The following is a 26,671-nucleotide window of genomic DNA, read 5'->3' as shown; positions in this document are numbered from 1 at the left end:
AATCAGGAGCCAAATAGCAAAAATAGGGGTCTAAAAAAATGATTTAGCTTATTTCCTGACTCCTTAATGACTTATAGATTTGAGTTAAAAGACCAATAGCATAAGAAAGACTTTACCCCTGATAATAAATTTAGGATTCAACAAACTACACCTTTTTTCTTAGAAATTGGCCTAGATTTTTTTTTGACATAAAAAAAGCACCTTATGACCAGATATGTAATCAAGCGCAATGGAGAATACGAACCTTTTCAGCTATATAAGATCAGTGATGCCATTCACAAAGGATTCTTAAGTGTAAAAAAAGACCCTGAGGATTCCATTATCCTAAAGCTTGTAGAAAAACTACGGCACAAAGAACTATGGTCTGTAGAGGATATACAAGACTTGATTGAGCAAGAACTTTTCAAAGCAGGTCATTTTGAAGTCATGCGCTCCTTTATGCTCTACAGGCATACGCGTAAAATGCAACGCGAACATGCCAATGGACTGAGCGAGGACACCACCTATGTTAATAGTACCCAGACCATCGAAGAGTACATTAGCCGTACTGATTGGAGAATCAAGGCTAATGCCAACACCTCCTACTCAAATGCAGGTTTAGTCAATAATGTAGCAGGAAAAGTTATAGCCAATTACTGGTTGGACAAGGTCTACTCAAAAGAAGAAGGATATGCCCACAGAAATGGTGACATTCATATACATGACCTAGACTGCCTGACCGGATACTGCGCAGGATGGAGCCTCCGTGTACTCCTCAATGAAGGTTTCAATGGTGTAAGAGGGCGTGTAGAGAGCACACCTCCCTCCCACTTCAGAGAAGCTTTAGGTCAAATGGCCAACTTCTTGGGAATCCTCCAGAGCGAATGGGCCGGCGCCCAAGCTTTTAGTTCGTTCGACACCTATTTAGCTCCTTATGTGTTCAAAGACAATTTAGCATACAATGACATTCTAAAAGCCATAAGAAGTTTTGTTTATAACCTTAACGTGCCGGCACGCTGGGGGCAATCTCCTTTTACTAACATTACCTTAGACTGGGTAGCCCCTGACGACCTAAAAGACCAAACACCTACAAAAAACAACAAGCACCTAATGGAAGGGCTAACAAGTCAGGAACTGCAAACAAAAGCAAAACAACGTGGCGCAAACAACCTAACAGACCTATGCTATAAGCATTTCCAACAGGAAATGGACATGATCAACAAAGCCTATTATACCGTTATGACAGAGGGAGATGCTAATGGACAACCGTTCACCTTTCCCATACCGACAGTAAATATTACCGAGGACTTTGACTGGGAAGGCGAAAACACGGATATTTTATTTGAAAACACTGCAAAAATTGGCTCTTCGTATTTTCAGAACTTTATTGGCAGTCAGTATATATATGATGCAGAAGGAAACCGCTTAGAAAACCCGGAGGCATATAAACCCAATGCCGTAAGGAGTATGTGCTGCCGTTTGCAACTAGACCTGAGAGAGCTTTTAAAAAGAGGGAACGGTTTATTTGGAAGTGCAGAAATGACCGGAAGCATAGGTGTAGTAACTATAAACATGGCCAGGCTGGGGTACTTATACAAAAACAACCTAACAGGCCTATACCAACGTCTCGACCATTTGTTGAACATTGCCAAATCAACTTTAGAAAAGAAAAGGAAATTTATTCAAGAAATGTATGACCGGGGGCTTTACCCTTATACCAAGCGCTACCTGCCCCATTTCAGAAACCACTTTTCTACTATTGGTGTCAATGGCATCAATGAAATGATCAGAAACTACTCCAATGACAAACTAGATATCATAACCGAAGAAGGGAAAACTATAGCGCTGGATCTACTGGAACACATCAAAAACCGCATGAAAGAGTTTCAAGAAGAAACCGGCAACCTTTATAACCTTGAAGCCACCCCGGCAGAAGGCACAACGTATAGGTTTGCCAAAGAAGACCAAAAGCGTTTCAAGGACATTATTCAAGCCGGAGAAGACGAAAACATCTACTACACCAACAGTTCTCAAATACCTGTAGACCATACAGACGACCCTTTCGAGGCTTTATTGCTTCAAGACGAGCTACAGTGCAAATATACCGGAGGAACGGTATTGCACTTATATATGCGCGAAAAAATCAGCTCGCCAGAGGCATGCAAAAAACTTGTCAAAAAAGTAATCACAAACTTCAGGTTACCATATATAACAGTAACACCAGTATTCAGCCTTTGCCCTGTTCATGGATACCTCAACGGCGAACATGAATACTGCCCACACTGCGATGACGAATTAATTCAATCTTTAAATACTCAAAACAAACAACAAGACTATGAAAGACCCGATACAATTGCTACTTGAACAAAATGAAGAAAAAAGGTCAAAATGCTTGGTTTTTACAAGAGTTATGGGCTATCACAGGCCTGTAGAAAGTTTTAACACTGGCAAGAAAGGTGAACATAAACAAAGAAAACATTTCCTTGAAAACAGAAGAAGCTGTAAAACCGGTCTATAGCATTACCCCCTTTACCATGCTGGACTATCCAGAACATACAGCCTGCATTCTATGGTTTGCAGGCTGTAACATGAAGTGCCCATACTGCTATAATCCAGAAATTGTATATGGGAAAGGACAAAAATCCTATGCCGAAGTGCTTGAGTTTTTACAAACCCGAAAAAATCTGTTAGAAGGCGTAGTACTCAGTGGCGGGGAGTTTACCCTGCACAAAGGGCTCGAAGCTTTCTTGTACAAAGTAAAAAAACTAGGTCTCAAAGTTAAAGCAGACACCAACGGTTCCAATCCGCAGATACTAAAAAGACTCACCCAACAAAAGCTCATTGATTATATAGCTCTAGACTTCAAAGCACCTCTTAACCATTTTCAAGAGGTTACAAGGTCTCATCTATTCCCAAACTTTGAAACCGCTATAGACTACCTACTTTCTGAAAACTTTCCATTTGAAGTGAGAACCACTGTCCATACCAAGCAGCTCGACCAGCAAAGCCTGCAAGACATGCTATCGTATTTGGAAGGCAAAAATTACCAAGGAGAATGGTTCCTACAAAACTTTGTAAATAATACTCCAACCCTAGGAAACCTACCAAACTCATATAAGAAAATAAAGCCATTCGACATTCCGTCACAAAAAATCAAAATCATCGTCCGAAATTAATTCTCCATAAAATATATAATTCGGTTTAAATAGCGTCATAGCAAATAACTAAAAGCTCACTTCAAAGTTGTTTAAGTCGAACAAGTCTTTGATCCCATTGTTTCACTATGAACAAACAAAAACTTAAGCGCTTTTTTTCATTATTTTTAGAATCATGGCAAATTTTTAAAGAAAACCACCCAGGAGAGTTCGCCTCAGCCATTGCTTACTTTTCACTTTTTGGCTTACCCTCCATTTTTGTAATAGTTATCTTTTGCCTCAGCTTCTTTTTTGAAACGAACACTTTATACCATGAGCTACAAAAACAATTGGCAGTAATTATTGGAGAAGACTCGGCAAATATCCTTGGGATCATAACCGAGAGATACATGATACAAGCCTCCAAAAATATCTGGTTACTCATAGCCTATACCTTTACCGTCCTCTCACTGGCTACCCAGCTTTTGGTATTCTTTCAGGACATCCTAAACAACTTGTGGCAGGTAAAACCAGCTTTCAAGAGCTTTTGGAAAAAAATGTGGGTTGAACGAGGATTAACCTTTATACTTGTCTTGGCAACAGGAATATTATTTTTTGCAAATGTTGCCTTAGAACGAGGCATTGAATATGCCACAGGCGGAGAAACTGGTACCAATGATCCTATTGTTATACTTATAATCAATATCCTAACCATACTTTTTGTTTGGCTTTGGTTTGCCGTACTTTACAAGATACTCCCCTTCGTAAAAATAAAGTGGGAGCCAACCATAGTCGGTGCAGCCATTACCACCCTTCTTTTCCTCATAGGCATTTGGTTGCTATCTGTATTAGTGGTTGACGAAGGCATAGAAGACCTGTATGATTATGCAGCCCCTATTGTGTTAGTTGCTCTATGGCTTTTTTACAATTCGCTGGCATTCTTTTACGGAGCTTCCTTCACCAAAGCCTATGCACGCATGAGAGGAAAACACATAGAGCCAGCCCATTATGCCTACAGGTTTAAATGGGTCAAGGACAAAGACTTTGACAATAAATTATAGGGCGGCTGTTCCGGGGCTTTAGCAGCCATAGGCGCATAAAAGCAACCTTTTAGCTTAAGCCCCGGAACACCAGGCTCTCCGCTATTACTCCTCGCCCTCCTATCGTCGGGACTGCGGGGTAACCGCTTCGATCCTTGCCGCAAAAGCACCGACACAGCTTACCTTCCGCCACATTCCTCAAAAAAACCTACTTTTTTGAAAACGAAAATATTTTCTTTGTAAAAAGAAATGCGATAATACCTTATGAAATATAGACTTCTTACCCCTGAAGAATTAGAAGAATTAAAACCAGAGTTCATCAACTTTTTAGCCGCCAACACCATTACGGCCGATGATTACAAAAGATTACAAGAAAATGACCCGGAGAAAGTCAAAGAGCTGATTACTATATTTTCAGATATAGTAATGGAAAAAGTTCTTTCTAAAATCACCTTCTTGGAACATCGCGAGACCAACAGCCTTATGGCCTTTGAGTGCCTCGACGACCGCATGGTATTAATTGGTTTAAATATACAAGGAGAGGCGAACTTAAAAGATGACTCTTTCATTAAGGAAATCAACGAAAACCCCGAAAAGCTAAATGACCTGCAAGTTGAAATTTTTAAGACTGAAAAACCTTACAGAAAGGAAAAGGAACAAGAGATATTTGAACTGGTCCAAAGTGGGGCTATGGTAAGCGATGGGAATATGTATCAGTTACTAAAAGCAATAAAGCAGTAAAACATGCGCAATAAGCAACTTTTTAGCAGGCTTTTTGCCAGCCTAACATTTCTCGCAGCACTGGCTATTGCTGTATTTGTTTATGCTTTTCTGTACTCTAAAGAATTAAAAGAAGAGCAGGTCATTTATTGTGGAGGTATTACTTTTCCTGACGATGGGATAAACCATAAAAAAGCTAAAGCAGCAGGTATTCATTTCAATGAAACAGGTGCCTCACTATTCAAAGAAAATTGCATAATGTGCCACAGCTTTGACAGATCAATGGTCGGGCCTAATTTGAAAGGCGTTGAAAACAGACACTCTGAGGAAGGATTAAAGAACTTTATAAAAGATCCTGGTGAAGTAATAAAGTCAGGAGATCCTTACGCAAAAGAACTTTATGAGCTTTACCAGATGCTCATGCCTTCTTTTAAGCATATGAGTGAAGCAGAACTAGACTCAATTGTTGAATACATAAAATATGAAAGCATAATAAGGTAATTCGAAAGGGTTCAGAAATTAATATTGCTTTAAAACTAAAAAAATAGCATCTTAAAAAATTACCCTTAAGCAACCTTATTACAACTACCCAATTTCCCAGCTATTGAAAAGAAGTCATGAACAGCAAATTAAGCAATAGACACAGAACCCTCTCTACGATAATTTACGTATGATGCAAAAATGAAACAATATCCTTCTAAAAAACCAACAGAGCAACAATTAGCGGAACAAAAGGCCGATAAAGCTATAAAATTAACTATCAAGGGTATTTCAATTTTAGTAGGAGCAACAATTTTCATCAATCTACTGCTTATTGCCGACCTACACCTGCCCGGCCATACATCCCGCCATAGCATTACAGCAGTTGAACCTATCTTTGACCAAGGAAGCAGGTTTAATAAAGCAGGCAAACATATTTATGACAAAGTCACCTTGTCAAACGGGAAAACCATCAAAACAGCAGCCGGTGCCGTAGAGCTGCACCAAGAAGTAAGTGTATCTTCTTCACTTCTGTTGGGCAAAGTAAAGTCTCTGAGCGTTAGCCGAAACAATAGATCAAGAACCATTGAACCATATCAGCACGCCATCCATCGCATTTATCCCTTAGTGATGATATTCCTCGGAATGGCTTTCTTCAAAATAAAAAAGGACAATCACAAACTAAGCGGCGGCACCTTCATTGTCTTTACAAACTTAGGCTTTTACCTGCTTGCTGAAATTTTCAATTAGCAAGAGAAAGCTATGGGAAAATCCAGCGTTTAAACATGTTCACCAATTGATTTCTAAAGATATTTTCACCATATTAGGAAGTTAACATTATCTAAAAAACAGGCAAACGATCAAAAACAACAAATGAACAGCAAGTGGTATCGTGAACTTGAACTTACTCCTGGCGCAGATAAAGAGCAAATAAAAAAAGCCTTTCGGCGCTTAGCCAAAAGGTACCACCCTGACATCAACCAAGCGCCTGGAGCACAGGCAAAGTTCATCCGGCTGAGACAAGCCCATGACCACCTGATGAACCCAGAAAAGTACAGGAGGCCTACCAAAGCCAACTACACTAAAACCAGTTCTACAAAAAACACCAGAAGAAGCCGTTACAGCACCTCGCAAAAAAACAGCAGCACAAACCGTAATAACGCAAAAGAAGAACAACGCAAAAAAGCAGACGAGCGAAGAAAGAAAGCTGAGGCAAAACGCTGGGCAAGGAATGAAGAAGCTATGAGAAAAATCTGCTATTTCATGAAATACCCGGTAGCTTTTCTTTTATTGTTTAATGCACTTCTTGTCATAGATTATACACTTCCCGCTGTAAAGTCTACAGAAACCACTGTTTTAATTTACCAATATGGTAAAAAAAGTGCTAGACACACCTCTAATCCTAACGCTAGGGACAAGGTTTACTTTACCAACGGGAAGGCACTTACTGTAAAACCTTATAACCTTGGACTTAACGAAGAAGTAACACTATACTCAACTCGCCTTTTTGGATTTATCAATTATGCTGAAATTTTTAATGGCGAGAGGATATTAAAATTTGAAGCGTTAATTCACCCAACTAAGACGTTCTGGCCTCTCATAGCCATTTACTTCATATGTTCCTTAATGTTTCTTCTTATAGTTAAAAGTACAGAGATTAAAATGAAAATTGGTATTGCAGGTTTATTTGATGGGATAATACACCTAACGGTCATTTATTTTCTCTCATAAAAAAACGGAGACCTATGGCCTCCGTTTTCACGCTGTATTGTCAAACCTTACTTCTCACCCCTCAAATCTTTCTTCACTAAGGTTCTTGTTTTTAACTTATCAACTTGATTGTCTGCTGATATCTCTCCTCTACCATTCCCTCTTAAGCTGCTTTCCTACGTTTTGCCCCTTCTCACTCCTCAACACTGCCAAACGCACAATCAACCCTGCTAGCTACTACCCTACTTTCCAACTTCACATAAGCTATCCAACCACACTTCAAACTCCACTTGCCAACAACACCCAACTTCACAAACCAAACCAACGTGTATCACTTACCAACCGCACTGCAACTTCCGTATCACTTCCGTATGCCCCAACTCCTCTACCTACAGCACCATACGTCAGAACAACAAGTCGAAATAAAACAGCAATTTAAAATCCAACTCCCTCTAATTCCGTCTCTCTATAAATTCAACTGGCGGTATAAGCAAATTGTTAAAGCTATATGAAAATTTTTCGCACCAAACACACAACCAACTGACTAACAAATAAAAATAACACAAACCAATTCACATCAGCCGTACTGAACACGGTATGAGCAAATCTTGAAAAAGTTCCATAAAACGAAAACAATTTAACCATTGTTGAAAAATAAGAAGGGCAATAAACATTTTAGTATGAAAGTAGCAGTGGTCATAAGTACAGTAGGTTTTCATTGGGAAGAGTTGTATGACGCTTACAAAGAGTTTCAAAAAAGCGGGTCTGAGATCAATTTTTATACGGTAAACGGGCATCAACCTAAGGGAGATCCGAAAAGTCTGGAGAAAAATGAAGTCATGAGCACATTTGGCTTGGGGCTATCTGAATCTTTTTCACCTGATACCGAAATAGGGAAAGAAATCGTCAATAAGTTTAGCCAAGTACAGCCGGTTGGAAACATGAATACGGATGAAACAGATATTATTTACCTACCGGGAGGCCATGGCTGCTTATTCGATGTAAACATAGACAGGGAGCTACACCAAAAAATATTAGAAGCTTATCAGAAAGGCAAGTTGCTATCGGCAGTATGTCACGGTACATCCACCTTTGGGTTTGTAAACGACGGAAGCAAACCCATAGTAGCCGACAAAAAGATGACAGGCTTTCCTGAAAAACTTGACAATATTTTATTAAAAGCAGGATGGGTTCACGAGAAATTTGTGCCTATCCCCTATTCTAACGAAGATAAAATGAAAAAGTCAGGAGCCAAAGTCAGCAACTTCAACTTTCTAAGGTCACTATTCACCCCTGGCCATACAGAAGTGGACTATCCTTTTGTAACTGGAGTAGGTCCTAAAGCTGCAGAAAATGTAGCAAAAAAAACATTGAAACTAGCAGAGAAAAGACTGCAAAAAGCACAAGCTTAATAAAAGGAGCAAAAGCATAATTCCGTCAACCCCGCCGTCAATCCAGCCATTTGCTGGGTTGGCGGCTATTTATCTTTATCTTGTTCTGATTCATCATCGTAGTCATTATCATCCCAGCAACAAGACCCTCCATGCACATTCTCCAACCAGGATTCTATGTCCTCATCCTTATTAGGCTCTTCGGTACACTTGCTCTGATTCACTGGTCTGCACCAATGGCAGGCATTGCCAGCTTCATCAAAACCACTATTATTACACGAAGGACATACATATCCACATCCTGCCATACTTTTTCCTTTTTTTACATATCAACCTAAAAGAAATAGAAAAAATTTAAATCGCACTCAACAAATATAATATTAATCAGGTTCTTTTATAAAACGTAAAGGGAGAAAGGTATGTGGAGGTTAGTAATAATATCGTTTTTAATCACATTTTGTGTAGTAGAATCAAAAGCACAGGTAATTACAGATTTTGAAGCCGCAGGAGCTTTAGAAGGATATAACAGAATATCAAGTCCGGGAGAAGGCATGTCAGAGTTCAATGCCGGAACAGAACTAGGCTCGGATCCTGCATTTGCACTTAGGCTAAGGTTAGGATATAGGATAGCATGCAGACATGACATATTCTTTACCTATGCCCCGCTTCAGCAGCGTTATAGTGGCACATTTGATGAAAGCTTTAGCCTTAACGGCAATGTCTTTCAGGCAAATACAGGAACAGCACTTACTTACACGCTAAACAATTACAGAGCAACATACAGGTACTTCTTTTTATTGGGAGACAGGGTACAAGCAGCAGCTGGTATCTCTGGAAATGTTATGGACAAAGCCATTTTCCTAAGACAGGGAGATATGGGCACGCAACAAACAGAACTTGACATAACGCCTTTAGTCCATTTTCATGCCGAAGCTAGATTGTTTAACAGGTTAGGTATATTGGTAGAAGGTGACGGTATTTATACAGACAATGGCCGGTTTCTGGACTACCAGGTGGCTTTACCTTACGCAGTTTCACCACATGTCACTGCGCGGATAGGTTATAGAATGATGCATACCGAAACAGGCATTAATGGAACAGACAACTCAGTACTATTTCACTATGGACTGTTTGGCGCTTCGTTTAACTTCTGAGTTTTTTCCTAAATTCCTCATGCGGCAATTGTATATTTGCAAAACGGAAAACATCAATTGCACATGACAAGGCAAAAACTGTTCTCCGGAGCTGAGTATAGCTCCGGTTTTTACATTTCAGTATTTCTCATCTTTTGGCTTACGATCAACCTCATTCAAGGCGGATTGATCCAGCTAGCGCATGACGAAAGTTACTACTGGATGTTTAGCCGTTTCCCAGACTGGGGGTATTTTGACCACCCACCTGCAATTGCTGTTTTGATTAAAGCGGGATACACGCTCTTCCAAAATGAATTTGGGGTACGTTTTTTCATCGCCATCAGCAGCACACTGGCTGTTTACCTCATTTGGAAAATGACTGATAAAGACAAAAAGGATGTCCTGCTTTTTGCAGCTATTGCTTTTTCTATCAGCATGTTCAATGCCAGTGGCTTCCTAGCTGTACCGGACATACCGCTGATCCTCTTTACTGCATTGTTCTTTTATGTATATAAATATTTTTTACAGCACCCAGGCATCAAATCAGAGTTGCTCCTTGCGGTCACCATAGCCTTACTTTTGTATAGCAAATACCATGGGGTATTAGTTTTGTTTTTCGTCATTCTGTCTAACCCACTCCTACTCATCAGGGTTTCCTTCTGGAGAATTGTACTTTTTTCTTTTGTTTTATTTCTCCCACATATATTGTGGCAAATAGATAACGACTATCCTTCTTTAAGATATCATTTGGTTACACGTTCTACAGACCCTTACCAGGTACGGTATACATTAGATTACCTGTTGGGACAACTGTTAGTAACAGGCCCATTTATTGGCATTTTTGTACTATACACTGCTTTTTCGTATAAAGTAAGCAATCAGTTTGAGCGGGCCTTGAAATACACCATGTTTGGTATTTTCTTTTTCTTCTTCTTGTCAACATTTAAAGGTTGGGTAGAAGCAAACTGGACAATTCCAGCATTTATTCCATTAATTATCCTCAGTTACAATAAAGCATTATATCATGAAAAGCTAAGAAAATGGATATTGTACCTAACCATTCCCTCTGTTATTTTTATAGCAGGAGCACGTTTTCTAATGGTTTCTGACATTACATGGAAAAGCCTAGGTTTCAAGACCCAATTTCATGGTTGGGACCAATGGGCGCAAGAGATAGAAGAAATTGCAGAAGGCCGTCCTGTAGTTTTTATCAACTCATACCAATGGGCTTCCAAATATAACTTTTATTCAGACCAAGGCACCGGACACAGTTACAACACCAGCGGAGCCAGGGGAAACATGTATGATTTTTGGCCTTTTGAAGACTCTCTACAAGGAAAAAATATTATAAAAATTCACAGGTCACCCCTGCCAGATTCTGATTCATTAAAAACAGTATTTGGAGAATATATTTACTACCGGCACATAAACAACTTTAGGTCATACAACAAAGTAGACATTGAAGTACTGCCGGAAAACCTGGAGTTTGACCAAGGTGACACTATTCGTTTACCCATCAGAATCAAAAACAACTTTAAGCAAACAGTAGACTTTAACGCAAACCCTGACCTAATGGCCAAGTTGCTCCCTAGAATGTTTGAAGAACACCCCACGCCTACACAACTCAAACAAGATATTATAACGAACCGTTTGGAACCAGGCGCTTCCGTAGACCAAGAAGTAAAAGTCATTATGCCCGATTTTGCTGGAACGTATACATTAAGGATAGATATTGCCCCCGGATGGATGAAACCTGGGCAAAACAGCAAAAACTACACGGTAATTGTAAAATAAACCCGAAATATACAATAGGAACTTCTATTACGTGACAAAGCTACCTCAAGTCAGTCAGTCGCTTGCTCGATTTTTTGTTTTGCCCCTCATGACGCCCCCTATTGCATAATCTGGATACTCCATCAAGCCCCAAAGCCATGAGCAGACCATTCTGCATGAGGTTTTGGCTCTACATAGTGGTGGTGATATTCAGCATATTTTTTGGTAAATTTTGCACCAAGAAAAAGAATCAGGCAAGAGTAATTTACCCATAAGAGAATCAAAATAACAGAACCCGCCGCTCCATAAGAAGAGGCTGGATCCATATTGCCAAAATATATACCCATGGCAAATTTGCCTATCATAAACAAAAACGAGGTAAACAAAGCACCTTTCCATAAGCTTTTCCACTGAACACGTACATCTGGGAGGAATTTAAACAACAACGAAAACAGAACGGCAATAAAAGTAAGAGAAACAACAAAATGTAATACATAAAAAAAGTAATACAAAGAAGTGGGCAAAGCTTGCCTTACCCATGAACCAAGTGCTGACAACCCTGCTGTAACGAGTAAAGATATAAGTAAGAGAAACCCGATGGCAAGGATAATCCCAAATGAGGCAATTCGGTCTCTGGCAATTTTCTTGACCCCAGTACTTTCTTTTTTTGTCCGAACCCACCAAACCCGATTCAGCGATCTTTGCAGAGATACCAACACAGAAGTAGCACCAAACAAAAGTACCGCTATACCGATAATAGTCATTAATTTGGTGTTTTCATCTTCGTAGGCATTGGCTATCATGGTTTGAACCTGAACAGCCGCTTCCTGTCCAATGGCTTCTGATATTTGAGCTTCTATCTCACCCTCCACAGCATCATGCCCAAACACATATCCTACCAAAGAAATGACAATGATCAATAAAGCCGGAAGAGAAAATATTGCATAAAAGGCCACAATTGCACTTAAGTCAAATGGTTCATCATCTATGTATTCAACCACAGCACGTTTCAAAACCTTAAAAAAATCTCTCATATTTCACTTATGCTCCTTGTAAGAAAACTGCATGTGAACCCAAAAGTTATCGGGAACCAATTCCATTAACCAACTCGTTGATTTAGTTGTAGGCTAAAGAAAAAGGAGATATGAAAGGGAAAGGTATAGTATTGACAGGAGGACTGATAGGCGGAACGGCCCTTAAAGGTATGGCACAGGTACCTGAAACAGGGTTTATCAACCTAAGTCCACAGTTTTTCTTCAGCGTTATAGCAGGTGTTATACTAGCACTTGCATTTCAGCTGCTATTATCGGCACTTGCTACCGCTACAGGTATATCCCTGATCGGTAATATAAAGGATAAGTTTACAGGAAATAAAAACGAGAACAAGTCAGACAAGAAAGACGAAAGCAGTGAAAGCAGCACACCGCTTGGTGTAAAAATAACATCGGCAGCAGGTTTGTGGTCTGTTTTGGCGTCTGCCATTTCGTTGTTCTTTGCCAGTTGGTTAGCAGTAAGGTTTAGCCTTATAGCCGATGTTGGTCTAGGTATTACTTTAGGGCTTGTCATTTGGGCTCTGACCATGACCACTGTCGCTTATTTGGATTACAGAGTAGGCAGATCCATTACCGGAACTATCTGGAACATGGCAAGAGAAGGATTTAAAGCTTCTGCAGACACTGCAAAAGCTATCTTTGGAAAATCTGAAGAAGACAAAATGGCCAATGTTGCGCAAAAAACTGTAGGTGCCATTAGGTCTGAAATTGCAGGGGTAATGGACAATAACAAAATCGTCAAAAACTTTGACGATTACATCCAAAAAATGCAGCCTAAAGATCTGGATTATGATAAAATAAAAGATGATCTAGTATCCATTTTAAATGAACTGGAATTTAAGCAAAAGACTGAGTTTACCGACGAAGGATTGCTTAAAAAGACTTTTGTGGAAATTGCAGAATCCACCCCTACTATTTCTAAGGAAAAAGCGAGTAAATTAAAGCAGACTTTTGATGAAGCAAAGGGTATTGTAAAATCTGGCGGTAGCAATGCTGATAAATTGACCGAGGCTTTTGACAAGTTTACGCCAGGCACAGATGAGGATGCTGAAAACTTTAGAAAGAAAGTAGCTGATTACTTAAACGCTACGGATAAAAAAGAGTTTACAGCAGACCGTCTGAAAAAAGATATCGAAACAATCATGAGAGATCCTGTTAGTTCAAAGGACATCATGAGAAGAAAAATAAAAAGCCTGGATCGTGCAGCTATTGTCAATGCTATTTCTGCAAGAACAGACATAGACGAAGAGGAAGCAAAAAAAGTAGTTAGCCAGGTTCAAAATGTAGTACTTAACTTAGGCAACAAGCTTAGGGAAAATAAAGAAAAAACAGCGGAAGTGGCTACTGAAGGATCAAGCAAAGCGACCAAGCAAATGGATAAGGCAGAAGGAGTCCTTACACAATTCGAAAATAAAGTAAGGAAGTACTTTAACTCTATGGATCGCGAAGAGCTAAATTACGACAGAATGAAGCAGGATTTCACCCAAATGCTTCATGATCCAAATGCGGCCGTCCCTATCCTGAAAGAACGGTTCCAAAAGTTTGACAAAGATACCATGGTAGCCCTTATCAGTGCCAACTCATCACTGAGCAAAGGCGAAGCGGAACTCATCTTTGAAAAATTTGAGGAAGCTAAACAGGACACTTTGGATTTTGCAGAAAAAGTAGAAGAAAAAACCAAAGAAACATTAGAATATGCCAAACTCTATGCGCTTCAGCAGGCTGAGAACACCAGAAAAACAGCCATGTCAGCTTCATGGTGGGTAGTGGCTACACTGGTCATCTCAGGAGTTGCTGCAGTGCTGGGAAGCCTTATTCCATTCTAAAATCATATAAGATAGGCAACAAAAAAGCTGTCCTTTAAAATAAGGGCAGCTTTTTTGTTTCTCAAGATATAAATAAAATCCAAGTTACACAGAAGGTCCTAGTGTATAGTCCTAGTTAAGTTAAGGATAAGCATTCCTGCCAGAAAAGCTACTACCAAATATATCATACATGGAATAACCACTTGTCGAAGGATATTCTTTTCTTCACCCTCCATCTTCACAGCAGCTTGAACTACCGCAATATTTTGAAGCGCCAGGGCATTTCCAATTCCAGAGCCTATCAATTGCATTCCGAGAGCAGCCACCGCACCAGCACCAGCAGCCAAAGCCGCTTCATATATCTCACGACCAAAGAGCAAATTTGATACAGTAGCACTACCGGCAGCAAAACTACCAAAGGTTCCAGCGGCAACAGCCGTAAACAGCACCCCTGCTTCAGATAAATAAGGCGTAAGTTGCCAGATAACACTAAATTCTCTACCCACAAAAAGCAAATTCTGAGCAAGTGCCGCAATAAAGAATATAGCTACCCAAGGCTTGGGAAGCACTTTAAAAGCATCTAGTGCTGCTATTTTAATCTTACTGCTCCGAAATTTTGGAGAAATGAGGTACAAAACCAATATAGCCGTTAAGAATGCCATGCCTGGTTGAAATACAGCAAAATTGCGCGTTGCTTCATACCACAGGTCAAGAATGATAACATTCCTGAAAACCAATTTGCCCACAACAAGCAACACACACAAAAGAGTATAGGGCATAAAAGCTTTTACAAGTCCGGCAAGGTCAGGCTTTGACACACCAGTCTGTGTTTCAGGCACAAGAAACTTATATCGAATACTTATGATGCACAAAAACAAGCCCAACAAACCACCGGCCATAGAAGGAAACTCCACCCCGGCAAAAGAAAGTAAGAAGTACGGGACTAAAAAACAAAGTCCTGCCCAAAGCGCAAAAGGCACTGCCTGTTTAAAATCTTTCTTCAATGTACCTCCGGTAAAGCGGACAACAAAGAACAAGATAAAAAGCGGCACCAGCAAGCCTGCCAACAAATTGACAGAAGCAGCAAACACTCCAGCAGCATTAGCACTTTCAATGCCAGCAAATCCAATTTTGACAGGCGTACCAACAGCACCAAAAGTAACAGCAGTAGTGTTGGCCATAAGTGGAAGTACCACAGCCACCATCAATGGAAAGCCCAAAGAGGCCAACAACGGTGCCACGATCATTGCAGGAGTTCCAAACCCTGACGCTCCTTCAATAAACCCTCCAAAAAGCCAAGCCAGCAAGATAGCTTGCAAGCGTTTATCCGAAGTAACACTGTTTAACGACCCCTGTATTTTATCAATAGCTCCATTTATTTTCAGAAAATTCAGAAAAAAAATGGCTCCAAAAAGGATAACAGCCAATTCTACCGCAATAAAAAAAGCATGGGTCATGGGTACAGCCAGCAATGGCATTTCAAACCCTCTCGCAATAGAAGAAATAACAACACCTGTTACGTAACTGGCCATTGCTGCTTGCCAAAGCGGCCGACGCCAACCGATGGTAAGCAGCAATAGTACAGCAAAAGGCAATACAAAAACTAATATGTTCATCTAACGACTTACTTCTGATGAAATGCAAGTAAAGGGACTTTTGCATGGTAAGCGAGCTGTTTGGTAAGGCTTCTTTCCATGAACTTTTCCAAAAGGTTCCTCTTCCTTGTAGAAGTAACCAACAGGTCAGTAGGGTTTTCTTTCATGTATTTTTCCAAACTTTTCTCCACATCGTCGCTTTCTATAAGTTTCAATTCAATACGGGGGTAACTATTACGCTCCCTTACTTCACGCATAAACCTAGCACTAACAGCCTCTTGAATCTCCTTGCCTTCGTCTGATATATTGATAATAGTAATCTCTGCATCGAGTGCTTTCGCTATAATAGTAAGCTTAGAAAGGTCTTTAATATCAGAGTCGTAATAATCGCTGGCAAAAGCAATAGTTTTAATACCTTTGTATGGTACCCGCTCAGGCACTGCCAAAACTGGACAAGAGGCATTTTCTATAACGTCTGCCGCATTGCTTCCTATAAAGAAAGATTTAACAGCCCCCGCCCCTTGGGTACCCATTATGATCATATCCACATCCCTGTCCTTAGCAAACTCAACAATCATAGAACCTGCGAAACCTTGTTTCAGAATATAAGAAGCGCTCACTTCAGGGTTCTTTTCCTTAATTGTTTTACAAAGAGCCTCTAAATCCTCAATAGCCTTATGCTTGACCCTTTCCAACTCTTCTTCAATAACACTATAAGGCATATCAGTATTAATAAGAGCAATAGAATAAGCATGAAAAACAAGAATTTCTGCATCTAAGGAATCTGCAAAGGCAACAGCATAATCCAATGCTATATGAGCATTATCTGAAAAGTCTGTTGGAAAAAGGATTGTGCGCTTCATAATATTAAAATTAATTGGTATTTGACAAGAACAGTATAAAGGTAGAAACCTCTTCTCTATAAATTAAAGGCATTAAGCACTATTGGTTATGATCAAAGTCAACAAAAAATGGTTCAGACCAAAATAAAGGTTTAATATATAAAATTAAAAGTTATTCCTTGCTTTTTAATTTACTTACAATATTTACAGCAGCCTCTGCAAAAGGGAGCAAAATAAGGTCAGCTTGATGCTTTTGTAGCTTCTCCGCATCAGAACGTCTATGTGCTGTAAGGGCTATTTTACCTTTAAAATCTAGCTCACGCAAATACTTAAGCAACGAGATACTCACGTTAACATCAGGAAAAGTACTAATAACAAATTTGGTGTTTTTTAAAGGTAAATGTTCCGCCAGCTCAGGGTCTTCCACATCACCATAGCGGGCATCCCTACCCATTTCCTGCCAACGTTGTACGACAATAGGGTCGAAATCTACACCTAGTATATTATAGTTTTCCCTTTCCAAGCTTTCTGCAATATTTTCTCCATAACGGCCAAGCCCAAAAACAATGGCATCAATTTTCTTTTGCTCCATTTGCTTGGCAATAGCCTCCCGATATGGCACAGGTTTTTCAAAAACCTTGAGCATAGGAGAAAGCTTTTCAAAAATTGGATGAGAATAAATGATCATATAGGTGGAAAGACCAATGGTAATAAGTCCTACCAAGGTAATAAGCCCTACAGTTTCAGAATCGATATGCCCTAGAGAAAAACCTAGAGCCGCCAGAATGAGCGAAAACTCACTGATTTGCGCCACCGTCAAACCCGCCAAAAAACCTGTACGGCGTCTATACCCCATCAGCCCCATAATAACAAGCACTATCAAAGGGTTACCTAAAAGGACAAAAATCGAAAATACAAACGCAGGAAGTATATGAGCGCCCATTTCAGAAAGGTCTAAGTGCGCACCCAGGTTGATAAAGAAGAACAAAAGCAAAAAATCCCTTAATGCCACGAGCCTGCCGCTGATCACTTCCCGATAATGAGTAGAAGCCAGGGACACACCAGCCAAAAACGCTCCTACTTCTTTAGAAAAGCCAATACTGTCCCCTATGGCTGCAAGTGCTACCGCCCAGGCAATGGCAAAAAGCACCAGCAACTCCTGTGACTTTGCCAATTGATGAACAAGATAAGGCAATACATACTTCATCAACAAAGCAATGGACGCCAATAATATTATCCCCTTAATAAAAACAGTCAACATAGCAGTTGTCGTGCTTTCCTCTGCCGCACCAGCCCCATAGGCAGACAAGACGATCATGAGCAAAACCACTACAATATCCTGCACGATCAGAAAACCGAGGGATATCTGTCCATGTAAAGAGTCTATTTCCTTTTTGTCAGATAATAATTTTACAATAATAATGGTACTGGAAAAAGTTAAAGCAATAGCAATATAAAGAGAGGTAATATTACTATACCCTAAAAGCAGCCCGATCAAATAACCAATGACTGAAGTAAAAATCACCTGTCCCATACCCGTTAAAAAAGCAACTTTTCCCGTTGAACGGATTAGGGCAACATCAAGCTTAAGGCCAACAGCAAATAGCAAAATAGCAATTCCTGTTTCGGCCAATAGTTCCACCTCTTCTTCAAGGCTGAGGATATCAAAACCAGCAGGCCCAGCCAAGATGCCTACTACAATAAAAGAAATAATAAGGGGTTGTTTGAGCAGTCTTCCTACAGCCCCTATCAAAGCAGCAAGGGCTAAAATTAAGGCAAACTCGGTAAAGGTATTAGGGGCTAACTCCACAACTGTACAGCTTTGATACTTTTTTGATTATAGGTTCAAATTAAAAGAAAATTCCAAAGCTGTTAAAATAAATGTGTATAAATTTAATTTAACCTCAGCGGATCAATATAAATTTTATATCAGAAAGTGCATGAAGCGCATGCATTACCCCTGCCGGAATACGCACTACAGCCCCTGTTTTCAGGAAATGTTCACTTCCGTTCATTACTAAAGCCCCATCTCCTTCAGTAATTGTCAGTATAGTATCCTCATGATTTGTATGAGGCTGCAACTCCTGCCCCGCCTTTATAGCAAGTAACAGCACCTTAGATGAGTTATGCTTGAGCAATATACTTGCAGGCCTATCATCCGCATAGGCCAACTCTGTCTTCAAATCTGAAATCAGCTTATCCATATTATGAAATTTTATGCAATATAAAATCAACCAGACTGCAAAAATATGACTGTGGCAACAGAAAAATATGACATTTGTCATCACTGGGAAATTTTAGTGCGCTAGTGGAGAACTGCTGAAAACAAAAGCAACAAAAACTGCAAACAAGTATTTATACGCAACATTGTTGCAATTAAAACATATTCATGCTTACTTTACAAAAAAAATAATAAGTGTATGAAAAACCTTCCAGTAACAGTGTTGAGTGGCTTTTTAGGCGCAGGTAAAACAACATTGCTAAACCATATTTTACATAACAAAGAAAATCTTAAAGTAGCAGTCATTGTCAACGACATGAGCGAAGTAAATGTGGATGCAGCGTTGGTAAAGAACGAAAACGTGCTTTCTAGGACCGAAGAAAAGTTAGTCGAGATGTCTAATGGTTGTATTTGCTGTACACTACGTGAAGACCTTTTAAAAGAGGTAGAAAAGTTGGCCAAAGAAGAGCGGTTCGACTACCTGCTTATAGAGTCTACAGGGATTTCAGAACCTTTGCCGGTAGCACAAACTTTTTCTTATGTAGATGAGGAGTCCGGTATAGACCTGACAAAGTTCAGCACACTAGACACTTTGGTAACAGTAGTAGATGCGTTTAATTTTTCAAAAGACTTTACCAGTGGAGACACGGTATGGACGAGAGACCTCAACGAAGACCCATCTGACAACAGAACCATCGTCAACTTGCTAACAGATCAAATCGAATTTGCCAATGTAATCATTATAAACAAAACTGACCTGGTTTCCTCTTACCAGTTAGGAGAACTAAAAGCTATACTAAAAAAACTAAACCCTGAGGCAAGGATCATAGAATCTCAAATGAGCAAAGTTCCGCCTAAGGAAATATTAAATACAGGGTTATTTGACTTCGAAAAGGCTTCATCTTCTGCAGGGAGGATCAAGGAACTAGAAACTGAGCATACTCCCGAAACTGAAGAGTACGGACTAGGGTCATTTGTATTTCGAAGTAGGGCACCTTTCCACCCAGAACGTTTCTGGAACTATGTCAACCACCTCTGGCCAGAAAACATCATCAGAAGCAAAGGCTTGTTTTGGTTAGCCTCAAGACCGGATGATGCCATAGCCTGGAGCCAAGCAGGAGGATCACTGAAAGCGGACAAAGCCGGTGTATGGTGGGCATCCAAACCTCGCGATGAGTGGAAATATTACCAAGTAGATGAAGACTTTATTTTATCACGCTTTGACCCAACTTGGGGAGACCGAATGACAGAAATTGTGATTATAGGCCAAGACTTGAATAAAGAGCAAATAATCTCAGAACTCCAAAAATGTATATGCTCTGAGGAAGAAGCAAAAGCTATCCAACAAAACCAGCTCTTACAAGATAGTTGGCCCTTATAAACCAACCTAAATAACAAAAGCCATGGATAAAGTATCCATGGCTTTAATATGCTATATATATACTATTTTTCTTTTACCCCAAACCCTTAATGACAACTATGCACCTCCTGCCCTTCTGCACCTACGGCGGGACTTACATAAGGGATGCCCAGGTTGAGGCCGCGGAGTATCAATACCAAACCCATAACCACCATCATGGCAGGGACGGCTTTGCGAATTTTAGACTTTATAGACTCGCTGGCAAAAGCGCCGCCCAAAGAAACGGCCATCATCACTGGCAGTGTCCCAAGACCAAAAGCAGCCATGAACAAGCTACCAGAAATCATACCACCGGTAGCCATACTTCCTGCCAAAGCCATATAAACCAACCCACAGGGCAAAAAACCATTTAATATTCCAGTGAACATTAAACCAGGGTAAGAACCATTGTTAAATACCCTTGTCAATCCTCTTTTGATTGAATTTACCAATCCAAACCCAATAACATTGATCTTGCCTTTTACCAAAGAAGGGTATAAAACAGCAGCAATTACCAATACGCCCAATAAAATAGACAACACCTGCTGATAACCTGCCAGATAAAACACCTTCCCTACGTTAAAACAGCCTAACCCTATCCGACAAAACCCACAAAAAAAACTGTCTATAGACAATCAAAACAATAACATGGACTTATACCCACAAATAATAAATTAAACTTGCACAACTTAAGACTAAACACTAAGTTTGCACGCATAAACTAAATCAAACAAAAAAAATAAAAAAAACATTACTCATTGCAACTTTTGCAGTCACTTTATTAATTTCTTTTAACTTACACGCCCAGATCAGAGTACCCGGAGGAACTCAAAACATCGGAAGCACATCAAATGGTAATGTAGGAATAGATGTCGCACCTAGGAATGATTCTAAATTTCATATAAATGTAACAGAATCTAATAGGCACGGAATGAGAATTCAACAGAACCAAAATACTAAATTACTTTCCCATTACAATGGAGGGTTATCAATAGGAACTTATCACACACCTCCAGCAAATGGCCTACGAGTACAAGGCGCATCTCATATATTCCATCCTAGCAGCGGAGGCAATCCATTAAACGCTTTAACTGTTGACGTACAAACATTTGGCACTGCAGCAAATGCCCGCAACAGCTATTTTTTCCAAATTAGGGACATTGGCGCAAATAGTATGAGTCCTTTTTATGTAAGAGGAGATGGAAAAGTTGCAATTAACATGAACCAAGGAGCAGACTGCTTGCCTGATGACGCCAGGTTATCAGTCAACGGAACTATATATGCAACAGAAGTAAAGGTACGTCTAACTCAAAGCCGGTGCTTCCCAGATTATGTATTTGCCAAAGACTATAAACTGAGACCATTAGAAGAAGTAGAGTCATTTATAAAAGAAAACAGCCACCTTCCTGAAGTTCCATCAGCCGCAGAAGTTGAAGAAAACGGCATTAACGTTGCCGACATGGACATCATCCTTCTAAAAAAAGTAGAAGAACTTACCCTATACATGATTGAAATGAAGAAGGAGAATGAGAAGTTGAAGAAGGAAATAGAAGTATTAAAGAAATAATGCTTGAACCTCGCTAACTACAAAGACCATAAAGGTTTTGTTTATTCAAAAATCAACTTGAACAAATAATATGAGAACTAAACCAATGCCTAATAATGAAATTTAGATTACTACTGTTATACTACATTTTTGGGATAATAACTTCTGGTATTTCGCAAAACACACGCACATGCGGAATGGGAGAGGCACAGCCAAAAAACTCTAATGGTTTATGCTCACGGCTATTGAACATAAATCCCAATTACCCATTAGGCTTCTTTAAACCTAACAACAATACAACCTACAAAGAAGTGCGGGTAAACTTAATATTCATACAATATGATGAAAATGATCCTAGGATGTTCGAAGAAGGCAACCCAGAACATCAGTATATTTTAGACGAGGCTATAGGAAGACTACATCATAGATTAAAAAACATCCTTCCACCCAATGATGGAGAATGGGAAAACCTTACGAACGGCCATCCATCTTTGTGCCGAAGCCCTGACCATATCCCTGACACCAAAATACGGTTTAATGTTTCCAAACATTATATAGTAGATCCATATTTATGGAACAATCAAAATAATGGTTTCGGACTTCCCTGCCCATCAAGCAACTCGTATTTTAATCAATTAGACGCATTAGTAAGCAATAATTCATCAATTGAGCCGGGTATCAATGTTTTCTTTACTGAGAACAAAGATACTTATGATAGTTTAACAGCATACTGTAATGGTACCATTAACGGTATTGATTGTGCTGAAAGACCTTATTATGATGACTTCAATAAATCATCGAGAGTTTCCATGACTGATCATTATAATGGCTATATCGCAGGCCAATGCTTACTTGAAGATGAAGAGAACACTCGCTCATGGCAGACAATACTAGACGATAAGGCATTTAATTTATACAAAGCACTAATTCATGAAATAGGCCACTGTTTTTTCCCATGCATAAACCATTGTAATGATTGTGAGACAAAGGTAAAACCCTGCAATGAAATAGAAGGGGAAATAAACAATCATGTAATGCATAATGCTGACCCCTATTACGCTGGAAGAACATATTTAAGCGGAGACAATATAGCTGAAATGCATCGTACATTGTCAATAACCAACATGAAAAATTTTGTTGAAACCTGCTATGCAGATGGCATACTCTTTATAGAAGAGGACATGGTATTAGATACTGACATAAGGCTTTATGAAAAAATCCGTGTTCGGCCAGGGGCAAAGCTAACTATAGATTGTAACATAACCCTTCCCGCTGATTGTGAAATATGGGTTGAAAATGGCGCAGAACTAATAATTGATTCTAATTCTGACATAAATTTTGCCTGCGATCAAAAGTGCGGTATTTCTTTCTATATACATGGAGACTTAAGGGTTAAAGAAAAAATGTTAGATATATCATATATTTTCAATGTTTATAGTACAGGAAAAGTAATATTGGAAAATAGCCCTGGCGTTTGTTTTTACAATGAAACTAGTCTTTTCCACTTCAACATCCACGAGGGAGGCACCTTTCATATTAATGGCCAAGATTACACTTCACAGTTGAGAGCCTTTAAGGATTTAAACTATGATCTTAACCTAACGTCTTCTTCCATATCAGGAAATCATTCTGCAAGCAATACCATTCTAGTAAACACAACAAATGGACAAAGCAGTGGAGCAACAGTATTAACTGCGGGGAATGAAATCAATATTCGCCCTGGCTTTGTAGCTAGGCCTGGATTTTCTGCCGGTATTCAGAGGTATATAAATAACTGTAAAGAAATAGATTGTTTTTCAGATGCACCTCAAAATAAAAAAGCTAAAGTCTATAATACCGACTTAAAAATAAAAGACGTTGAAATACCACAAAAGGTTAAAGCTGATTCTAGTTATAGCTTAACCTTATACCCCAATCCCAGTACAGGCACAATTAACCTAAATATTACAGGAAAAGATTTAAATGAATATCAAATATTCATAATTAACTCATTAGGACAAAATGTCTTTTCTATTAATACAAATAAAAGAGAAAACATAATCGATCTCAAGCATTTGCCCAAAGGTGTATATTACTTGTACACAATCAACCAAAACGAAAAACAAGGTAAAAGCTTCATATTAGAATAAATTATTGCAAGATTTTGAAGAAGGAAAATGGGGTAAAAACAACAACCTCATTTTTCTTCCAAATCTTAAAACCATAACATTTTCCGATAAGTTTATAACTATAGAAGTATAAGCCCAAAACAAGAAGGAATCTATTTCAATGACAACTATGCACCTCCTGCCCTTCTGCTCCCACGGCGGGACTTACATAAGGGATGCCGAGGTTGAGGCCGCGGAGTATCAATACCAAACCCATAACCACCATCATGGCAGGCACAGCTTTGCGAATTTTAGATTTTATAGACTCGCTGGCAAAAGCGCCGCCCAAAGAAACGGCCATCATCACTGGCAGTGTCCCAAGACCAAAAGCAGCCATGAACAAGCTACCAGAAATCATACCACCAGTAGCCATACTTCCTGCCAATGCCATATAAACCAACCCACAGGGCAAAAAACCATTTAATACTCCAGTGAACATTAAGCCAGGGTAAGAGCCATTGTTAAATACCCTTGTCAATCCTCTTTTGATTGAATTTACCAATCCAAACCCAATAACATTGATCTTGCCTTTTACCAAAGAAGGGTATAAAACAGCAGCAATTACCAATACGCCCAATAAAATAGACAATACCTGCTGATAACCTGCCAGATAAAACACCTTCCCTATAAGCCCAGAGAACAAACCCATAAATGCGTATGTGGCCGTTCGACCAAAGTTATAGAGCAACCTACCAGCGACTTTGCCAATCATATGCTTATCTCTGACAGGAAGGGCCATAGCCAAAGGCCCGCACATACCTATACAGTGCAGGCTACCAGCCACGCCGATAAGAAAGGCGGCCATGAACATTTGTGTCTCCATATTAAAGAACAATTATCTGTTCATCATAATAGTTATTCCCGCCAGACTGCCAATCTGTTTTTAACCGGTATTTCCCTTGTCTAAACTTTGACACCGGAAATACCTGCTCGCCAGAAGTCCCAGGAAAGATGCGTTCTTTGATATCAGATCCAGAATGGTCGGGCCTGTAAAAAACGATTTCACCGCTCAGCGTCTGGAAGTCTACCGATTCAGGGAATTTGACCACCACTGAGTCATTTCTTACAGACCATTTTAGCGGTTTATCAGCGGCATTAACGCTTTTATCAATCTGTTCCTGAAATTTGATCTCACGAACATAATAATCGTCAAACACCAAATCAACGTTTTGTTTATAAGTACCTACCACCAAATAAATGATAAACGCCATAAAAAAGGCAAAAGCCACTGCTATACTATATCCCCAATTCATAGCTATAAGTTTTTAAACATTCTCATTAAATAATACTCAATTAACCGGTGCCATAAAGGTAGTTTTAACTTTTTCTACCATCTTTCCGTCAGAAAACACACCAATTTCCAAACGGGTTTTAGGTTCTGTAATTTGCTGTTGGTCCAAGAGAACAAACATAGACCCAGAAGCAAGCCCATGTTTCTCCAAGCTAACATCATTGCCCCCTACCATTCTTATTTCTCCTTCGAAATTCAAAGGCATAAAGTAGAGAGGCATATCCTGACTGCTTTTATTAATGACTTTATAATTATACAAATTGCTGACATAGCCATTTTCCTGGATTTGGTACATCATACCTGGCGTTCGGAGAATAGAAGTTTGCACATCTGTTCTAGTAATTATAAGTACACCCAAGACAAAAACAAGCACTACCAGGACAGCAGAATAAGACATCATGCGCTTGGTAAAGCGAAAAGGTTGCCTATTAGCAATACCCTCTTCACTGTCATGCCTAATTAACCCTGTTGGCTGGCCAGTCCTTTTCATTACAAAATCGCAGGCATCTATACACGCCGTACAGCTAATGCATTCCATTTGGGTACCGTTCCTAATATCTATACCCGTAGGACAGACATCGACACACAAGCTACAGTCTATACAACTTCCTTTACCAGCGTTTTCCCGGTCTTCATTTTTCCTAAACTTCATACGAGGTTCGCCCCTTTTATAATCGTAGGCGACCAGTACAGAGTTCCTGTCCATAAGTACGCCTTGCAAACGCCCGTATGGACAAACAGTCGTACAAACTTGTTCTCGAAAACGTGCAAAAACCCCATAAAAAACACCTGCAAAAAGCACTAGGCTACCGAAAGTTTCTGGATGCTCAAAAGGTGACGATTTTATTAAGTCCAAAATGGCTTCCGAACCTATCATATAAGCCAGAAAGGTATTGGACACCAAAAAAGCTATTCCATAAAACACACTATGTTTAAATACTTTCTTGCCAATTTTCGCACCACTCCACGGTGCCTTATCCAATGCCTGTTGCTTCTTATAATCACCCTCAATCCAGTACTCAATCTTTCTAAACACCCCTTCCATGAAGATGGTTTGGGGACACACCCAGCCACAAAAAATCCGTCCATATATTACAGTAAACACGACTATAAAAACCATCATTATCAAAGAGGCAATAACGAAGAGATAGAAATCTTGAGGCCAGAAGACTTTGCCGAAAATAATAAACTTGCGCTCAATGACATTGAGCAGCAAAACAGGTTCCCCACCGATCCTCAAAAAAGGACCGGTGAAGAACAAGGTCAGCAAAAACAAAGACACACCCGTCCTGGCATTGGTATACCTACCCTGCGGTTTTCGAGGGTACAGCCATACCCTTTTCCCTGATTTATCAACAGTAGAAATCGAATCTCTAAAGGCAGCAGTATTTCCTGAATGCTCAGACATTGATG

General features: G+C 39.6%; 25 protein-coding genes. 15 read left to right on the top strand and 10 right to left on the bottom strand.

Features of this window, described 5'->3' with window-relative positions; all coding sequences use genetic code 11:
* Positions 1–204: 204 nt before the first annotated feature.
* The 9 genes from RCC89_08390 (at position 205) to RCC89_08350 (ending at position 8,475) form a co-directional block, all read left to right on the top strand.
* On the top strand, positions 205–2,343 hold the full coding sequence (locus tag RCC89_08390) for a ribonucleoside triphosphate reductase (GenBank protein ID WMJ73179.1): 2,139 nt from the start codon (positions 205–207) through the stop codon (positions 2,341–2,343).
* Positions 2,315–2,497 carry an anaerobic ribonucleoside-triphosphate reductase gene (gene nrdD, locus RCC89_08385; GenBank protein WMJ73178.1) on the top strand — a complete coding sequence of 61 codons (183 nt, stop codon included), beginning with the start codon at positions 2,315–2,317 and terminating at the stop codon, positions 2,495–2,497. The genes RCC89_08390 and nrdD overlap by 29 nt, the downstream gene beginning before the upstream one ends.
* Positions 2,436–3,155 carry an anaerobic ribonucleoside-triphosphate reductase activating protein gene (locus RCC89_08380; GenBank protein WMJ73177.1) on the top strand — a complete coding sequence of 240 codons (720 nt, stop codon included), beginning with the start codon at positions 2,436–2,438 and terminating at the stop codon, positions 3,153–3,155. The genes nrdD and RCC89_08380 overlap by 62 nt, the downstream gene beginning before the upstream one ends.
* A gap of 107 nt (positions 3,156–3,262) precedes the next feature.
* The gene (locus RCC89_08375; protein ID WMJ73176.1) at positions 3,263–4,174 is read left to right on the top strand and encodes a YihY/virulence factor BrkB family protein; all 912 of its coding nucleotides are present in this window, start codon (positions 3,263–3,265) and stop codon (positions 4,172–4,174) included.
* 243 nt (positions 4,175–4,417) lie between these two features.
* Positions 4,418–4,894, top strand: coding sequence for a DUF6495 family protein (locus RCC89_08370; GenBank protein WMJ73175.1), 477 nt, complete (start codon positions 4,418–4,420; stop codon positions 4,892–4,894).
* A gap of 3 nt (positions 4,895–4,897) precedes the next feature.
* The gene (locus RCC89_08365) at positions 4,898–5,374 is read left to right on the top strand and encodes a cytochrome c (GenBank protein ID WMJ73174.1); all 477 of its coding nucleotides are present in this window, start codon (positions 4,898–4,900) and stop codon (positions 5,372–5,374) included.
* 180 nt (positions 5,375–5,554) lie between these two features.
* The gene (locus RCC89_08360; GenBank protein ID WMJ73173.1) at positions 5,555–6,103 is read left to right on the top strand and encodes a hypothetical protein; all 549 of its coding nucleotides are present in this window, start codon (positions 5,555–5,557) and stop codon (positions 6,101–6,103) included.
* Positions 6,104–6,226: 123 nt separating this feature from the next.
* Positions 6,227–7,084, top strand: coding sequence for a DnaJ domain-containing protein (locus RCC89_08355; GenBank protein WMJ73172.1), 858 nt, complete (start codon positions 6,227–6,229; stop codon positions 7,082–7,084).
* Between the two features lie 659 nt (positions 7,085–7,743).
* Entirely contained in the window at positions 7,744–8,475 is a 732-nt protein-coding gene (locus RCC89_08350) for a DJ-1/PfpI family protein (protein WMJ73171.1), read from the top strand.
* 65 nt (positions 8,476–8,540) lie between these two features.
* On the opposite strand, the gene RCC89_08345 is transcribed toward RCC89_08350, so the two are convergent.
* Positions 8,541–8,762 (bottom strand): hypothetical protein, encoded by a 222-nt coding sequence (locus RCC89_08345; GenBank protein WMJ73170.1) that lies wholly within the window; start codon positions 8,760–8,762, stop codon positions 8,541–8,543.
* Positions 8,763–8,873: 111 nt separating this feature from the next.
* Between RCC89_08345 and RCC89_08340 the strand changes: the two genes are divergently transcribed.
* Both RCC89_08340 and RCC89_08335 read left to right on the top strand, forming a co-directional pair.
* On the top strand, positions 8,874–9,608 hold the full coding sequence (locus tag RCC89_08340; protein WMJ73169.1) for a hypothetical protein: 735 nt from the start codon (positions 8,874–8,876) through the stop codon (positions 9,606–9,608).
* Between the two features lie 63 nt (positions 9,609–9,671).
* Positions 9,672–11,381, top strand: coding sequence for a glycosyltransferase family 39 protein (locus RCC89_08335; GenBank protein WMJ73168.1), 1,710 nt, complete (start codon positions 9,672–9,674; stop codon positions 11,379–11,381).
* 122 nt (positions 11,382–11,503) lie between these two features.
* On the opposite strand, the gene RCC89_08330 is transcribed toward RCC89_08335, so the two are convergent.
* Positions 11,504–12,394, bottom strand: coding sequence for a YihY/virulence factor BrkB family protein (locus RCC89_08330; GenBank protein ID WMJ73167.1), 891 nt, complete (start codon positions 12,392–12,394; stop codon positions 11,504–11,506).
* 110 nt (positions 12,395–12,504) lie between these two features.
* Here RCC89_08330 and RCC89_08325 point away from each other — a divergent pair, with 110 nt between their 5' ends.
* The gene (locus RCC89_08325; GenBank protein WMJ73166.1) at positions 12,505–14,238 is read left to right on the top strand and encodes a hypothetical protein; all 1,734 of its coding nucleotides are present in this window, start codon (positions 12,505–12,507) and stop codon (positions 14,236–14,238) included.
* A gap of 98 nt (positions 14,239–14,336) precedes the next feature.
* Here RCC89_08325 and RCC89_08320 read toward each other — a convergent pair whose 3' ends face one another.
* From RCC89_08320 to RCC89_08305, 4 genes are all read right to left on the bottom strand, one after another.
* Positions 14,337–15,833 (bottom strand): L-lactate permease, encoded by a 1,497-nt coding sequence (locus RCC89_08320; protein ID WMJ73165.1) that lies wholly within the window; start codon positions 15,831–15,833, stop codon positions 14,337–14,339.
* A gap of 8 nt (positions 15,834–15,841) precedes the next feature.
* Positions 15,842–16,675 (bottom strand): universal stress protein, encoded by an 834-nt coding sequence (locus RCC89_08315; protein ID WMJ73164.1) that lies wholly within the window; start codon positions 16,673–16,675, stop codon positions 15,842–15,844.
* 151 nt (positions 16,676–16,826) lie between these two features.
* Positions 16,827–18,464 (bottom strand): cation:proton antiporter, encoded by a 1,638-nt coding sequence (locus RCC89_08310; protein WMJ73163.1) that lies wholly within the window; start codon positions 18,462–18,464, stop codon positions 16,827–16,829.
* Positions 18,465–18,558: 94 nt separating this feature from the next.
* Positions 18,559–18,858, bottom strand: coding sequence for a cupin domain-containing protein (locus RCC89_08305; protein WMJ73162.1), 300 nt, complete (start codon positions 18,856–18,858; stop codon positions 18,559–18,561).
* Positions 18,859–19,074: 216 nt separating this feature from the next.
* Between RCC89_08305 and RCC89_08300 the strand changes: the two genes are divergently transcribed.
* A complete protein-coding gene (locus RCC89_08300) occupies positions 19,075–20,256 on the top strand; it encodes a GTP-binding protein (protein ID WMJ73161.1) in 1,182 nt (393 codons plus the stop codon).
* A gap of 86 nt (positions 20,257–20,342) precedes the next feature.
* Here RCC89_08300 and RCC89_08295 read toward each other — a convergent pair whose 3' ends face one another.
* Positions 20,343–20,909, bottom strand: a complete 567-nt coding sequence (locus RCC89_08295) for a sulfite exporter TauE/SafE family protein (protein WMJ73160.1) — start codon at positions 20,907–20,909, stop codon at positions 20,343–20,345.
* Between the two features lie 296 nt (positions 20,910–21,205).
* On the opposite strand from RCC89_08295, the gene RCC89_08290 reads away from it, so the two are divergent.
* Both RCC89_08290 and RCC89_08285 read left to right on the top strand, forming a co-directional pair.
* On the top strand, positions 21,206–21,841 hold the full coding sequence (locus tag RCC89_08290; GenBank protein WMJ73159.1) for a hypothetical protein: 636 nt from the start codon (positions 21,206–21,208) through the stop codon (positions 21,839–21,841).
* 95 nt (positions 21,842–21,936) lie between these two features.
* The gene (locus tag RCC89_08285; GenBank protein WMJ73158.1) at positions 21,937–23,949 is read left to right on the top strand and encodes a T9SS type A sorting domain-containing protein; all 2,013 of its coding nucleotides are present in this window, start codon (positions 21,937–21,939) and stop codon (positions 23,947–23,949) included.
* Between the two features lie 136 nt (positions 23,950–24,085).
* On the opposite strand, the gene RCC89_08280 is transcribed toward RCC89_08285, so the two are convergent.
* Genes RCC89_08280 through ccoG form a run of 3 tightly spaced genes read right to left on the bottom strand, consistent with a single transcriptional unit; the run spans position 24,086 to position 26,666 of the window.
* Entirely contained in the window at positions 24,086–24,790 is a 705-nt protein-coding gene (locus RCC89_08280; GenBank protein ID WMJ73157.1) for a sulfite exporter TauE/SafE family protein, read from the bottom strand.
* 1 nt (position 24,791) lies between these two features.
* Positions 24,792–25,220, bottom strand: a complete 429-nt coding sequence (locus tag RCC89_08275; protein ID WMJ73156.1) for a FixH family protein — start codon at positions 25,218–25,220, stop codon at positions 24,792–24,794.
* A 36-nt stretch (positions 25,221–25,256) separates the two neighbouring features.
* Positions 25,257–26,666 carry a cytochrome c oxidase accessory protein CcoG gene (gene ccoG / locus RCC89_08270; protein WMJ73155.1) on the bottom strand — a complete coding sequence of 470 codons (1,410 nt, stop codon included), beginning with the start codon at positions 26,664–26,666 and terminating at the stop codon, positions 25,257–25,259.
* Positions 26,667–26,671 lie beyond the last annotated feature (5 nt).

It is taken from the genome of Cytophagaceae bacterium ABcell3 (assembly GCA_030913385.1).
In the GTDB taxonomy this organism is placed as follows: Bacteria; Bacteroidota; Bacteroidia; order Cytophagales; family Cytophagaceae; genus ABcell3.
Note: the sequence above shows the minus strand (reverse complement) of the source record. Positions and strands in the feature narration are given on the sequence as shown.